The sequence below is a fragment of the Kosakonia beeri genome, from assembly GCF_054165705.1.
The window spans coordinates 171,930-185,142 of sequence record NZ_CM135106.1; the positions used below are offsets into that span (position 1 = coordinate 171,930).

At 55.8% G+C, this 13,213-nt stretch carries 13 protein-coding genes; 8 read left to right on the forward strand and 5 right to left on the reverse strand.

The window, feature by feature from the left end; translation table 11 throughout:
• Nucleotides 1-49 precede the first annotated feature (49 nt).
• The 3 genes from xylB (at nt 50) to ACUY4S_RS00830 (ending at nt 3,079) form a co-directional block, all read left to right on the forward strand.
• On the forward strand, nt 50-1,504 hold the full coding sequence (xylB, locus tag ACUY4S_RS00820; RefSeq protein WP_458022973.1) for a xylulokinase: 1,455 nt from the start codon (nt 50-52) through the stop codon (nt 1,502-1,504).
• Nucleotides 1,505-1,625: 121 nt separating this feature from the next.
• Nucleotides 1,626-2,162, forward strand: coding sequence for an isochorismatase family protein (locus tag ACUY4S_RS00825; RefSeq protein ID WP_458022972.1), 537 nt, complete (start codon nt 1,626-1,628; stop codon nt 2,160-2,162).
• The gene (locus ACUY4S_RS00830; protein ID WP_312690080.1) at nt 2,162-3,079 is read left to right on the forward strand and encodes a GlxA family transcriptional regulator; all 918 of its coding nucleotides are present in this window, start codon (nt 2,162-2,164) and stop codon (nt 3,077-3,079) included. The genes ACUY4S_RS00825 and ACUY4S_RS00830 overlap by 1 nt, the downstream gene beginning before the upstream one ends.
• Here the strand turns inward: ACUY4S_RS00830 and ACUY4S_RS00835 are convergent.
• On the reverse strand, nt 3,072-4,067 hold the full coding sequence (locus ACUY4S_RS00835) for an acyltransferase (RefSeq protein WP_458022971.1): 996 nt from the start codon (nt 4,065-4,067) through the stop codon (nt 3,072-3,074). The genes ACUY4S_RS00830 and ACUY4S_RS00835 overlap by 8 nt on opposite strands.
• Before the next feature lie 174 nt (nt 4,068-4,241).
• Between ACUY4S_RS00835 and ACUY4S_RS00840 the strand changes: the two genes are divergently transcribed.
• The 3 genes from ACUY4S_RS00840 to glyS all read left to right on the forward strand — a co-directional run bounded on the left by ACUY4S_RS00840 (nt 4,242) and on the right by glyS (nt 7,668).
• Nucleotides 4,242-4,541 carry a YsaB family lipoprotein gene (locus ACUY4S_RS00840; protein ID WP_312690078.1) on the forward strand — a complete coding sequence of 100 codons (300 nt, stop codon included), beginning with the start codon at nt 4,242-4,244 and terminating at the stop codon, nt 4,539-4,541.
• Nucleotides 4,542-4,677: 136 nt separating this feature from the next.
• Nucleotides 4,678-5,589 carry a glycine--tRNA ligase subunit alpha gene (gene glyQ / locus ACUY4S_RS00845; protein ID WP_312690077.1) on the forward strand — a complete coding sequence of 304 codons (912 nt, stop codon included), beginning with the start codon at nt 4,678-4,680 and terminating at the stop codon, nt 5,587-5,589.
• A 9-nt stretch (nt 5,590-5,598) separates the two neighbouring features.
• On the forward strand, nt 5,599-7,668 hold the full coding sequence (glyS, locus tag ACUY4S_RS00850) for a glycine--tRNA ligase subunit beta (RefSeq protein ID WP_458022970.1): 2,070 nt from the start codon (nt 5,599-5,601) through the stop codon (nt 7,666-7,668).
• Between the two features lie 52 nt (nt 7,669-7,720).
• On the opposite strand, the gene ACUY4S_RS00855 is transcribed toward glyS, so the two are convergent.
• Genes ACUY4S_RS00855 through ACUY4S_RS00865 form a run of 3 tightly spaced genes read right to left on the reverse strand, consistent with a single transcriptional unit; the run spans nt 7,721 to nt 9,716 of the window.
• Entirely contained in the window at nt 7,721-8,704 is a 984-nt protein-coding gene (locus tag ACUY4S_RS00855) for a diguanylate cyclase (RefSeq protein WP_312690074.1), read from the reverse strand.
• A gap of 2 nt (nt 8,705-8,706) precedes the next feature.
• A complete protein-coding gene (locus ACUY4S_RS00860; RefSeq protein WP_312690072.1) occupies nt 8,707-9,351 on the reverse strand; it encodes a chemotaxis protein CheC in 645 nt (214 codons plus the stop codon).
• Nucleotides 9,348-9,716 (reverse strand): response regulator, encoded by a 369-nt coding sequence (locus tag ACUY4S_RS00865; protein ID WP_312690070.1) that lies wholly within the window; start codon nt 9,714-9,716, stop codon nt 9,348-9,350. Before ACUY4S_RS00865 ends, ACUY4S_RS00860 begins: the two co-directional genes overlap by 4 nt.
• Before the next feature lie 413 nt (nt 9,717-10,129).
• Here ACUY4S_RS00865 and ACUY4S_RS00870 point away from each other — a divergent pair, with 413 nt between their 5' ends.
• Entirely contained in the window at nt 10,130-11,749 is a 1,620-nt protein-coding gene (locus tag ACUY4S_RS00870) for an ABC-F family ATP-binding cassette domain-containing protein (protein WP_458022969.1), read from the forward strand.
• A gap of 36 nt (nt 11,750-11,785) precedes the next feature.
• On the opposite strand, the gene ACUY4S_RS00875 is transcribed toward ACUY4S_RS00870, so the two are convergent.
• Complete coding sequence (locus tag ACUY4S_RS00875; RefSeq protein ID WP_312690067.1) at nt 11,786-12,079, reverse strand: HTH-type transcriptional regulator; 294 nt, start codon at nt 12,077-12,079, stop codon at nt 11,786-11,788.
• Nucleotides 12,080-12,468: 389 nt separating this feature from the next.
• Here ACUY4S_RS00875 and ACUY4S_RS00880 point away from each other — a divergent pair, with 389 nt between their 5' ends.
• Nucleotides 12,469-13,182 (forward strand): DUF3053 domain-containing protein, encoded by a 714-nt coding sequence (locus ACUY4S_RS00880; protein WP_263098844.1) that lies wholly within the window; start codon nt 12,469-12,471, stop codon nt 13,180-13,182.
• Nucleotides 13,183-13,213: the final 31 nt, after the last annotated feature.

Sequence of the window (13,213 nt, forward strand, 5' to 3'; positions counted from 1 at the left end):
CGGCGCTGCGCCGCAGGCTTCGCGGCGCAGAACAAAAGGAGTGGTCACTATGTATATCGGGATCGATCTCGGCACCTCTGGCGTAAAGGCGATTCTGCTAAGCGAGCAGGGCGATGTGCTGGCTTCCCATACGGAGAAACTCAGCGTGTCGCGTCCGCATCCTCTCTGGTCTGAGCAGGATCCCGAACAGTGGTGGCAGGCGACGGATAGCGCGGTACAAGCGCTGGCGGCAGCCCACTCTCTCGCGCAGGTTAAAGCCATTGGTCTTGCCGGGCAGATGCACGGCGCGACGCTGCTGGATAGCGAAAACCGCGTGCTGCGTCCGGCTATCCTGTGGAACGACGGCCGTTGCGGCGAAGAGTGCACGTTGCTGGAAGCGCAGGTGAAAAACTCTCGTGCGATAACCGGGAATCTGATGATGCCCGGTTTTACTGCGCCCAAGTTGCTGTGGGTGCAGCGCCACGAGCCGGATATTTTTGCCCGTGTAGCGAAGGTATTGCTGCCCAAAGACTTTCTGCGACTGAAGATGTCTGGCGTGTTTGCCAGCGATATGTCCGATGCAGCGGGAACGATGTGGCTGGATGTGGCGAAGCGTGACTGGAGCGACGAAATGCTCGCCGCCTGCAACTTATCGCGCGCGCACATGCCCGCCTTGTTTGAAGGCAGCGAGATAACCGGCGAACTGCTGCCTGAAGTGGCGCAGCGCTGGTCGATGCCGGTGGTGCCGGTGGTCGCGGGCGGGGGCGATAATGCCGCTGGTGCGGTTGGTGTGGGTATGGCTGATGCCGGGCAGGCTATGCTGTCGCTCGGTACATCCGGCGTCTATTTTGCCGTCAGCGAAGGGTTCCTCAGCAAACCAGAAAGCGCGGTGCACAGTTTTTGCCACGCGTTACCGGGACGCTGGCATTTGATGTCGGTGATGCTGAGTGCGGCGTCCTGTCTGGACTGGGCGGCGAAACTCACCGGTCTGGATACCGTACCGGCGTTGATTGATGCCGCACAACAGGCAGACGATAACGCCGGAGACCTCTGGTTTTTGCCTTATCTGTCTGGCGAACGCACCCCGCATAATAATCCGCAGGCCAAAGGGGTGTTCTTTGGCCTCACGCATCAGCATGGGCGCCCGGAGCTGGCCCGCGCGGTGCTGGAAGGGGTTGGCTACGCGCTGGCGGACGGTATGGATGTGGTGCATTCCTGCGGCGTCACACCGCAGAGCATTACCCTTATCGGCGGCGGTGCGCGAAGCGCCTGGTGGCGGCAAATGCTGGCAGATATCAGCGGATTGCAGCTCGACTATCGCACCGGGGGGGATGTCGGCCCTGCGCTGGGCGCGGCGCGGCTGGCGCAAATTGCTGTTCATCCACACACGCCGCTGGCAACGTTGTTACCACAGCTTGCCCTTGAGCAACAACACGCGCCAGATGCCGCACGCCATGCGCATTACGTTACGCGGCGTGAAACGTTCCGCCGTATTTACCAGCAGCTAGTGCCCCTCATGTCATAACCTCTGTGGCCCATCCTGGTGGATGGGCCTGATTCACCCTTATGTTGTCCTTTTTTGGTCTTAGCAACCCATTAACTCCTTGCCAGAATAGCCTTACACCCACTGAGCATGGAGTCCTGAAATGTCACGCACCGCCCTTATCAATATCGACACCCAGCAGTCTTTCTTTCATCGCGAGTACTGGCAGGAGAGTGACTTTCCCGCGTTTCAGCAGGCCATTTTGGCGCTGATTGAGGGCTGCCAGGCGCGTGACATACCGGTGGTGGATATTTTCCACGTTGCCGACAGCGGCCCGTTCTCGCTGGACAGCGGCTTTGTCACGCCGATGCCGTTCCTGCAACATCAGCCAGCCGTCACCTTTTACAAACACGTGCATAATGCCTTTACCGATACCGGGCTGGATTACTGGCTGCGTAGCCGCGATATCAATCACCTGATCATTTGTGGTGTGCGTACTGAGCAGTGCTGTGAAACAACGGCGCGTGTGGCGTCAGATCTGGGTTACCGCGTGACCTTCGTCAGCGAAGCAACACTGACCTTCCCGATGACCCACAAAGGGGTTACGCTGGACTGCCACGCGCTGCGCCATCGCACAGAAACCGTGCTGGAAGGCCGCTTCGCCGCCATTAAAACCGTTTATGAAACTCTGGAATCTTGATGACGACTGATGTCTGGTTTGTGATGTTGCCGGGTGTACTGGCGCTGGATTTGACCGGCCCGGCGGAAACCTTCGCGCTGGCGAAGGCGTACCGACTGCACTACATCGGCCCTGAAAGCGACGTATCCACCTCCATTGGCCTCACGATGGGCAATATTGCGCCACTGCCAGACACCCTGCCGGAGGGCAGCCTGTTGGTATTGCCAGGCGTGTTTGACTCCTCGCGCCTGTTCGATACACCGCAGGCGGAGGCAGTGCGCCGCTGGTTAATGCGCCTGCAACCGCACATTCACAGCCAGCGAATTACCTTGATGTGCGTCTGTTCCGGTTCCGTGCTGGCGGCGAAAGCCGGACTGTTAAACGGTATTCAATGCACCACGCACCATGACGTTATCAACCGTTTAAAAAGCGTTGCTCCGGCCGCGCTGGTTAAAGAGAACCGTATTTTTATTGAGGATCGCAGCATCTGGACCAGTGCTGGCATCACGTCGGGAATCGACCTGGCGCTGCATTTGATTAACCGCATCAGCGGGCCAGAGACAGCGCTGGCAGTGGCCCGTGAAATGGTGGTGTGGTTCCGTCGTTCCGGTGACGATCCGCAAATTTCGCCCTGGCTGCGCTACCGCAACCATATGCACCCGGCGGTGCATCGGGCGCAGGATGCGCTGACTGCGGATCCTCAGCGGGCCTGGCAACTGGCGGATATCGCAGAGCGGGCGCACGTCAGCCCCCGCCATTTGACGCGTCTTTTTCAACAGCATTTAGGCATTAGCGTGCGTGACTACCTTGAGCAACTGAGGCTGGCAATAGCCGAACAGTGGCTACTGCAGGGGCGTGGTGCCGAGCAGGCGGCGTTTGCCGCCGGGTTCTCTTCACCTCGCCAGTTGCACCGGGCACGGGCGCGAACGTTTAACTGATAAAACGCCGCCTGTCGATGCGCTGCACCAGCATCGACAGCGCCAGGCTTGCCAGCAGCGTGGCAGCAAAAACCCATACGATATCGAGCAGCGGCAAAGCCCGCAGCTCGACGCCGCGGGTGCGTAAAGCATGGATAATCAACGCGTGAAAGCCGTAAATACCCAGTGAGTGATGCGAGATTAACGTCAGCCCTGGCAGGCTGCGGCTGTTAAGCGTGTTTTTCACGAAGGTAAACAGCGAAATCGCGCACAGAAAAACCATCGGTCCACAGTAGAGATACCAGGTATCGGCGAAGTTACCGCGCCATTGCAATTCATGCAGGGTGCCGCGAGAAATGATAAACACGGCGGCAAAAAACAGCGCGGCGCAACCCCATGTCAGCGCACGCTTTTGCGTATCCATCATCCCAAGGGCACGCCCCAGCATGCCATACAGCAGGTAGTAAAAGGTGTCGCCGCCGATATAGAGATTAATCGGCAGCCACTCAAATCCGCCCATCTTCTGCGGCACGGTATTGGGGTTGGCCACAATGCCCAGCACCACCATCAGCGCCAGCAACATCTTGCCATTGACCGCTTTCACCTGGATCAGCGGTGAAACCAGGTAAATGACGATAATCGCAAAGAAAAACCACAGGTGATAAAACACTGGTTTTTGCAGCAGATTTCTTATCGATAATTCGCTGTTAATCGACGTGAACAGCACGATGTAGAGCATTGCGATGGCGCTGTAAAACAGCAGGCACAGCGCGATGCGTAAAAAATGACGGGGCTGTGCGCTGCGTTCGCCGAAAAAGAGATAGCCGGAGATCATAAAAAACAGCGGAACGCTGACACGGGAAGCAGAATTCAAAATGTTGGCGACATCCCAGTCAAAGGTTGTCACGCTGGCCGGGTTGGTGATGTACCAGGTCGTAGTATGGATCATCACCACCATTAAGCAGGCTATCCCTCGCAGATTATCTATCCAGTAAATTTTCGACGACATCAGTCCCTCTGGTTTTCCGTAAATATCCTCTGACTCGCGATTTTTCGGGCCATCTCGTTGGATAATTCTGAGTTTTTCCGCTCACGCTTGTGCAGTTTTCCACAGATTTGCAAAAATTGTGTTTCCTGCCTTCTTTTAAAAATAACAGCCCGTGAACAGGGCGGTGACAAAAAAATGATGAAGTGTCTTACGTCAGTACTCGTGCTGCTGTTGGTCGGCTGCAGTGCCTTACCGGAACACCCAGCGCAAAAAGCGCAGAAGGCGAGAATTGGGCCGTCGCACACGCTCTCTATGGAACAGGTCTGCCGGCAAAATGCGGCGCAGCGTTACAATACGGGCGCACAGCAGATTGACGTGACCGGTTTTGAGCAATTTCAGGGCAGTTATGAAATGCGTGGTGTCACGCCCCGCCATGAAGCCTTTGTCTGCGCTTTTGATACAGAAGGCCAATTTTTACACCTTTCGATGCGTTAATCGGGTTGTTGGCGGTCTTATCCGCGTTGTTTTGCCCAATTTTCCCTAAACAGATCCGTTTCGTACTGTATATCTTGCAGTCAGCGGGTATACTGAGCGCTTCCTTTAAATCCACACGTATCCAGCACGAAATAATATGCAAAAGTTTGATACCAGGACCTTCCAGGGCCTGATCCTGACCTTACAGGATTACTGGGCTCGTCAGGGCTGCACCATTGTTCAACCTCTGGACATGGAAGTTGGCGCCGGCACCTCTCACCCGATGACCTGCCTGCGCGCGTTGGGGCCAGAACCGATGGCGACCGCGTATGTGCAGCCTTCCCGCCGTCCGACTGACGGTCGTTATGGCGAAAACCCGAACCGTTTACAGCACTACTATCAGTTCCAGGTCGTGATTAAACCTTCTCCGGATAATATTCAGGAGCTGTATCTCGGGTCGCTGAAAGAGCTGGGTATGGACCCGGAAATCCACGATATCCGCTTTGTGGAAGATAACTGGGAAAACCCGACGCTGGGTGCCTGGGGGCTGGGTTGGGAAGTGTGGCTCAACGGTATGGAAGTCACACAGTTCACCTACTTCCAGCAGGTTGGCGGCCTGGAGTGCAAACCGGTCACCGGCGAAATCACCTATGGTCTGGAACGTCTGGCCATGTACATCCAGGGTGTAGACAGCGTTTACGACCTGGTCTGGAGCGACGGCCCGCTGGGTAAAACCACCTACGGCGACGTGTTCCATCAGAACGAAGTGGAGCAGTCCACTTACAACTTCGAATATGCGGATGTCGATTTCCTGTTCACCTGCTTTGAACAGTATGAAAAAGAAGCCCAGCAACTGCTGGCGCTTGAAAACCCGCTGCCGCTGCCTGCTTACGAGCGCATTCTGAAGGCCGCCCACAGCTTCAACCTGCTGGATGCGCGCAAAGCCATCTCCGTGACGGAACGTCAGCGCTACATTCTGCGTATCCGCACGCTGACCAAAGCAGTCGCTGAGGCGTACTACGCTTCCCGTGAAGCCCTTGGCTTCCCGATGTGCAACAGAAATAAATAAGAGGCGGCCATGTCTGAGAAAACTTTCCTGGTGGAGATCGGCACCGAAGAGCTGCCACCAAAAGCACTGCGCAGCCTGGCTGAGTCCTTCGCTGCCAACTTTACCGCAGAACTGGATGCGGCTGGCGTCGCGCATGGCGATGTTCAGTGGTTTGCCGCCCCGCGCCGTCTGGCGCTGAAAGTGGCGAAACTGGCTGCCGCACAACCGGATCGCGAAGTTGAAAAACGCGGCCCGGCGATTGCCCAGGCATTTGATGCCGAAGGGAAACCGAGCAAAGCGGCTGAAGGCTGGGCGCGCGGTTGCGGGATCACGGTCGATCAGGCAGAACGTCTGACCACCGACAAAGGCGAATGGTTGCTGTACCGTGCCCATGTGAAGGGCGAAAGCGTTGAAACCCTGCTGCCGAACATGGTGGCAACCGCGCTGGGCAAATTGCCGATACCGAAACTGATGCGCTGGGGCGCGTCCGACGTGCATTTCGTGCGTCCTGTGCATACGGTTACCCTGCTGTTGGGCGATGCTGTTGTGCCGGCCAACATTCTGGGTATCAGTTCCGATCGCGTGATCCGCGGCCATCGCTTTATGGGCGAGCCGGAGTTCACCATCGATAATGCAGACCAGTATCCGCAAATCCTGCTGGAGCGCGGCAAAGTGGTTGCTGACTATGCGGCGCGTAAAGCAAAAATCAAAGCGGATGCCGAAGAAGCGGCGCGCAACATCGGCGGTAATGCCGATCTGAGCGACAGCCTGCTGGAAGAAGTGACCTCGCTGGTAGAATGGCCAGTGGTGCTGACTGCGAAATTTGAAGAGAAATTCCTCGCGGTTCCAGCCGAAGCGCTGGTTTACACCATGAAGGGCGATCAGAAGTACTTCCCGGTTTATGATAACGACGGCAAACTGCTGCCGCACTTTATCTTCGTGGCCAATATTGAGTCGAAAGATCCGACGCAAATCATCTCGGGTAACGAAAAAGTGGTGCGCCCGCGTCTGGCGGACGCCGAGTTCTTCTTTAATACCGACCGCAAGAAACGCCTTGAAGATCATCTGCCGCGTCTGCAAACCGTGCTGTTCCAGCAGCAACTGGGTACGCTGCGTGACAAGACTGACCGTATTCAGGCGCTGGCGGGTTGGATCGCCGGGCAAATCGGCGCGGATGTGAACCATGCCACCCGCGCGGGCCTGCTCTCCAAGTGCGACCTGATGACCAATATGGTGTTTGAATTTACCGACACCCAGGGCGTGATGGGTATGCACTATGCGCGTCACGACGGCGAAGCGGAAGATGTGGCCGTTGCACTGAACGAGCAGTATCAGCCGCGTTTTGCCGGCGACGACCTGCCATCAAACCCAATTGCCTGCGCACTGGCGATTGCCGATAAGATGGACACCCTAGCGGGTATCTTTGGTATTGGTCAGCATCCGAAAGGCGACAAAGATCCGTTCGCACTGCGCCGTGCAGCGCTGGGCGTGCTGCGTATCATCGTTGAGAAGAACCTCGCGCTGGATCTGCAGACCCTGACCGAAGAAGCCGTGCGTCTGTACGGCGACAAGCTGACCAACGCTAAAGTGACTGACGATGTAATCGACTTTATGCTGGGCCGTTTCCGCGCCTGGTATCAGGACGAAGGTTACAGCGTTGATACCATTCAGGCGGTGCTGGCACGTCGTCCGACCAAACCGGCGGACTTCGATGCCCGCATGAAGGCGGTTTCACACTTCCGTACGCTGGAAGAAGCCGCGGCGCTGGCGGCAGCCAACAAGCGTGTTTCCAACATTCTGGCGAAATCCGATGAGACACTGAACGATATGGTTCACGCGTCGGTGCTGAAAGAAGCGGCGGAAATCAAGCTGGCGGGCAATCTCGTTGTACTGCGCGACAAGCTGCAGCCGTTCTTCGCTGAGGGCCGTTATCAGCAAGCGCTGATCGAGCTGGCAGCGCTGCGTGAGCCGGTCGATGAGTTCTTCGAACAGGTAATGGTTAACGCCGACGATAAAGACGTGCGGGTCAACCGTTTGACCTTGCTGTCGAAACTGCGTGAGTTGTTCTTGCAGGTAGCGGATATCTCCCTGCTGCAATAACCGTGTGTTATAAAAAACCCGCCAGCGCGGCGGGTTTTTTTATGCCCGAAATTCAGGGGTGCGGAGGATTTCCACAGGCGGTCCCCGTAAAGGGTGCGAATTTTGTGAAGGTCGTTTTGACCCGCACGCTATTGCGCCCGGCACGTTTGGCTTCATACAACGCGTTATCCGCGCACTGAATAAGCTGACCGTATTCGGAGTGGTTTTTCTGGCTCAGGCTGGCAACGCCGATACTGACACTGACGATGCCATCCGGCGAGCTGATGTGCGGTAAATCGAGCATCTGCACGCGGGTGCGCAGGCGTTCAGCCACTTCGACGGCATCGGCTGAGCGTGTCTCCGGTAACAGCGCGCAAAACTCCTCGCCACCGTAACGGAACAGCACATCGTTGGCGTTTTCCAGCGCGCCGCGCATGGCGGTCGCAATCTGCTTCAGACATTCGTCTCCGCGCTGGTGACCGTAACAGTCGTTGTAGAGCTTAAAATAGTCGACATCAATCAACAGCAGCGACAAGGATTTATTATTGCGCTTGCTGGCCCGCCACTCCCGGTCAATGCAGAGATCAAAATAGCGCCGATTGCCCACACCTGTTAGTCCATCGGACAGGGACTGAGCCAGCAGCTCATTTGCCTGTTCACGCAGCAGAGATTCACGGCGAACGGCGGCGGTGACATCGACTATCTGAATAAGACAATAACGCTCGGTTTCGCCCAGCGGGACGATGGTGACGGCCTGGCTGAGGCGTGCGCCTGGCCGGGCCGGTTCAGCAAACAGCGGGAACGGCGAGCGGTGCAGCGACTGAGAAAGCAATGAAGATAAATTGTGATTAATGGCCTGACGAATAGCATCACCCACGCGATGATGCTCCAGGTCAGGGAATACACTAAAGAAATTCTTGCCGGTAGTGTCACTGGCCGCATGCCCGGTATGCGCCTCTAACCAGGCGTTCCACTGGGTAATACGGTAGTGGGCGTCAACAATGATGACACCAAGGCTAAGCGCTGAAAATGCATCCAATAACAACTTATCTTTCATGATTATTGCATTCCGTCAGGCACGCTACCGGATTCTAAACGGCTGATGTACAACCGTATTTGCTCGCGCAAGTCACGCAGCGCAGACATATCAAGAATAAAAGCCAGATAGCCCTGGATTTGCTGGCGCTCAAGAGAAAAATCGATGCGCAGCATCATCACCAGCGGATCGCTTTCGTCTTTGTTCGGGTTGAGGATCTGCTTGCTGGTACCCACCCTCACAACGGGCAACGAGCCTTGCAACTCCTTCTGGAACATATTGGCCAGCGTCCCGACGCAGGCATTGAGCACGATATTGCCGATTTCACTCATCGCTTCGCGCTCCATCTCCCCCAGTTCGTGTGCTGGGATCAGGTCGCCGACCATCATGCGCACAATCTCAAAACTGGCGGCTTCCGGAAACATCAAAATCGCTTCGGTCGCATAAGCCCCTTCATAATGCTGGCTGATGCCAAACAGGGACATGCCGGCACCCAGCTCATCGGCGGCTTCCGAGCGCGGGGTGAAGCGGAGGGTTGGCACAGACATACGGACTTCTTCATTGACGATATTGCTCATCGCGGCGGCCGCGTGGCCAACGCCTATGTTGAAGATCTCCATCAGGCTGTCTGATTCAATGTCGGTGATATCCGGGAGTTCACTCATCATTTCACCTCCATGCTATTGAGCAGGGCATGGAGTTGTGGCTCTTTCAGCGGTTTTGCCAGAAAACCCAGACCGAGCTCTTCAGCCGCGACCTGAATCGAGTTCTGCACGTTTGCTGTCAGCAACACAATGTGTGTTTCAGGGTGGGATTGACGGATACGCGAGGCGGTTTCAATCCCGCCAATACCGGGCATGTTCACATCCAGCAGGATAAGCCACGGCGTCGTCGCGGATGCGAGTTCGATCGCTTCTTCGCCCGTCCCGGCTTCATCAATTTTCCAGTCGTTATGCAGGTTCGTGACATACTGGCGTGAAATCATTCGGGACAGACGGCTGTCATCAACAATAAGAATATATCTGGACATCATTCATTCTCTTTTATCGTTCATTGCCGCAAAAACAACAACAATGCACCTATTCCGGGGGCTATCTTCCCTGATGAATGCCACAGCACAATTCGACGCAATAACGCGGATGCGTAACCTTTTTGAGTCGTTTCCTTTGCGAGGTTGCCTGCCCGAAAGACACGCACGGCTTGCCACTTTTAGTTAAGTCATCTTATTCATCGGCATTATTGGACAAACAATTAGCCCCTTTAAGGAAGTGGGTGAAAATTTAAGCTTGAAGCTCAGCGGAGGTTACGGCTATGCTTTGCCCCGACGAACGTCTCGTCTCACTGGAGCGCACCCGGAAAATGAACAAACACGACTGATGAATTCGGTTCCTTGCTAAACGCCATGGCGTCAGCGGGGAAAGGTATTGATTTCATTCAGGAGTGCTTATGGCTCATTGTGCGCAATCCCCTGCTTTTATTTTGCATCAGCTCACCTGTCAGTTTGCGACGGGCGAAACCCTTTTCGGCCCGTTAAACCTGTCGCTTGAACCCTCGCTATGTGGGCTGGTTGGCCGCAACGGTGCGGGTAAAACGCAGCTACTGCGGCTGCTGGCAGGGCTGGAAACTCCCGCTGCCGGTCATATCGAACGCTTTGGCACCCTGGCCTGGGTGTCTCAACAACCGGTGGTAACGGCAACGACGACGCTGGCTGAATTTCTGGGGTATGGCGATGTTTTTGCCGCCCGTGATCGCATCGAACGCGGTGAGTATCAATCAGACGATCTCAACGTGCTGGAAGGGGGCTGGGATCTGCCCGAGCGCCTGCAACTGGCCTTTATCCGGGCCGGGTTACCGGCGTTTGACCCGAATAAACCTGCCGCTGACCTGAGCGGCGGTGAACGAATGCGCGCCCTGCTGAGCAGTGCGTTAATGACCGGTGCGGATTACCTGCTACTGGATGAGCCGACCAACCATCTGGATCGGGAAGGGCGGGCCTGGTTTTACGAAGGCCTGTCACGCTGGCACGGCGGCGCGCTGGTGGCCTCTCACGATCGCGAGTTACTGGCGCTAATGCCCCGCATTCTCGAACTGACGCCTGCAGGCCTGCACAGCTACGGCGGGAATTATGACGAGTACGAGCGCCAGCGGGAAAGCGAGCAGCAGGCGGCGAAAGCGATGCTGGAACATGCCGCCACCGAACGCCGACGCACGCGACACCGCATGCAGAAAGAGCATGATGCCAGCCAGCGGCGCTCTGCCCATACCCTGCGCACGGTGGACACGCTGAATATCGCCTCGTTCGAGCGGGTCAGGTATAAAAACGCGGCGAAAGAGCGCCCTGCGAGCTGGCGCAAGCAGCATCGCGAGCAAAACGATGCGCTCAATACGGCGATCAGGCAGGCTCGGGAAAGGGTAGAGGAAGAGGCTCCTGTGCTCTTTACGTTACCGGGCAGCCATATTGCTGATGGAAAGCAGGTACTGGTGATCGACGATCTGGTTCTGCCCTGGGTGGCGATGCCAGCGTTGAACTGGCGTATCGACGGGCCAATGCGTGTGGCGTTGCGAGGTCCAAATGGTTGCGGTAAATCGACATTGCTGAAGCTCATTCTTGGCGAAGTGGTGCCCGTTTCCGGATGTTGCCAACTTTCGGTCACGGCCGCTTACCTTGACCAGCATCTGACGCAGTGGGATCTCAGCCTGTCGGTGATGGAGCATCTCAACCTGGAGAATACGCCGCTTGAAGAAGGCGTGCTGCGCACGCGTCTGGCGCAACTGCAACTGGGGGCGGATAAAGTCACGCTTCCGCTGGCTGCGCTCAGCGGCGGTGAACGCCTGAAAGCCGCACTGGCCTGTGTGTTGTGGCGACGTGAGGCGACACAGCTTTTGCTGCTGGATGAGCCGACAAACCATCTTGATTTGGTATCAACCCGTGCCATTGAAGTCGCACTGGCGTCATTTCCTGGAGCAATGCTGGTGGTATCGCACGATGAGGCGTTCTTACAAGGACTAATGCTAACGCACAGTGTTGAATGGCAGGATACGGGGTGGCGTTGCGAAAGGGTATAAACATAAACCCCCGTCTTGACGGGGGTCGGGCATCACTTAGTCAATAAGTTGCTTACTGAGCGTCGGGTTGGCATGAATAAGACGCATCAGTTTCATCTCTGTCGCAGTGGGTTTTATACGTTGTGATTCCCACTCGTGAACGATGGAGACGCTGACGCCCATCGCACGCGCGAAGTCGTCAATTTTCAGTCCAGTACCCCGTCTCAATCGTTCAAACTCATTAAAGGTGTTTGGCTTTTGGCTCAGGGTAACCGGCTGTGTTACATCACTTTTTAATACAATCTGTTCCAAACTACTCAGCAGTTCAAACACAGGATCTTTGTATTCCATTGAGAACTCCTCTTAAAATCACACAGCGGGATCGTGATACAGCCTGTTAAGAATAGTCGGGAAAAGTCCTGGTGTGTGGTTGCCTCAGTGGCTAATCGTGCTATGTGGGGCTTTTGATGCCCTGGAGATGCATGTTCAGGCATTTTTATGGCACTTAATTGCTTGATTACTCACAGACTGCCCGCGCTCAGTATTTTTTTGTAAATAGCCAGCAAATTGTTGTATGTAGGGCGCAGTGACGCAAGCGTGGTAACGTGCTCTCCCGGCGCGCTTTTTCCGGCATAAGAATGCAAGGAAAGGGTATCTTGCAAGGCTGACCTGGACTATCCTTGTTAGCCATCGGCACACGGGTGTCGGTGTGCGCTTTTTTGGGTGAAAGGAGTAATAAAATGGCGACAGGTAAGTCCTGCTCTCGCTGGTTTGCGCCACTTGCGGCGTTATTAATGGTAGTTAGCCTGAGTGGGTGTTTCGACAAAGAAGGCGATCAACGCAAGGCGTTTATCGATTTCCTGCAAAATACCGCGATGCGTAGCAGCGAACGGCTGCCTGCCCTGACGGCGGATCAGAAAAAGCAATTTGGCCCGTTTGTTTCTGACTATGCCGTCATTTATGGCTATTCCCAGCAGGTTAATCAGGCCATGGATTCGGGTTTGCGCCCGGTAGTGGACAGCGTAAACGCCATTCGCGTACCGCAGGATTATATGACGCAGCGCGAACCGCTTCGTCAGGCCAATGGCTCGCTGGGCGTGCTGAGTCAGCAGTTGCAAAACGCCAAAATGCAGGCGGACGCTTCACACGCGGCGCTGAAACAAGCGGATGATTTGAAGCCGGTTTATGACCAGGTGTTTACTAAAGTCGTGACCAATCCGGCCAATGCGCTGCAACCGCTGATCCCGGCGGCGCAGATCTTCACTCAGCAGCTGGTACAGGTCGGTGATTTTATTGCGCAGCAGAATAACCAGGTGAGCTTTGTCGCCAATGGTATTCAGTTCCCGACCTCGCAACAGGCCAGCCAGTACAATGCGCTGATTGGGCCGCTGGCGGCGCAGCATCAGGCGTTTACTCAGGCCTGGACGGCAACCGTCAACGCCACGCAACAATAATCCGGTGCGGGCAAAAAAAAGAGGCGATTAT

Coding starts and splice junctions, on each gene's coding strand:
- ACUY4S_RS00855 (WP_312690074.1), bottom strand. CDS start 8,704: ATGAAAGATAAGTTGTTATTGGATGCATTTTCAGCGCTTAGCCTTGGT.
- ACUY4S_RS00840 (WP_312690078.1), top strand. CDS start 4,242: ATGATGAAGTGTCTTACGTCAGTACTCGTGCTGCTGTTGGTCGGCTGC.
- ACUY4S_RS00865 (WP_312690070.1), bottom strand. CDS start 9,716: ATGATGTCCAGATATATTCTTATTGTTGATGACAGCCGTCTGTCCCGA.
- ACUY4S_RS00825 (WP_458022972.1), top strand. CDS start 1,626: ATGTCACGCACCGCCCTTATCAATATCGACACCCAGCAGTCTTTCTTT.
- ACUY4S_RS00830 (WP_312690080.1), top strand. CDS start 2,162: ATGACGACTGATGTCTGGTTTGTGATGTTGCCGGGTGTACTGGCGCTG.
- glyS (WP_458022970.1), top strand. CDS start 5,599: ATGTCTGAGAAAACTTTCCTGGTGGAGATCGGCACCGAAGAGCTGCCA.
- ACUY4S_RS00875 (WP_312690067.1), bottom strand. CDS start 12,079: ATGGAATACAAAGATCCTGTGTTTGAACTGCTGAGTAGTTTGGAACAG.
- ACUY4S_RS00835 (WP_458022971.1), bottom strand. CDS start 4,067: ATGTCGTCGAAAATTTACTGGATAGATAATCTGCGAGGGATAGCCTGC.
- ACUY4S_RS00860 (WP_312690072.1), bottom strand. CDS start 9,351: ATGATGAGTGAACTCCCGGATATCACCGACATTGAATCAGACAGCCTG.
- xylB (WP_458022973.1), top strand. CDS start 50: ATGTATATCGGGATCGATCTCGGCACCTCTGGCGTAAAGGCGATTCTG.
- glyQ (WP_312690077.1), top strand. CDS start 4,678: ATGCAAAAGTTTGATACCAGGACCTTCCAGGGCCTGATCCTGACCTTA.
- ACUY4S_RS00880 (WP_263098844.1), top strand. CDS start 12,469: ATGGCGACAGGTAAGTCCTGCTCTCGCTGGTTTGCGCCACTTGCGGCG.
- ACUY4S_RS00870 (WP_458022969.1), top strand. CDS start 10,130: ATGGCTCATTGTGCGCAATCCCCTGCTTTTATTTTGCATCAGCTCACC.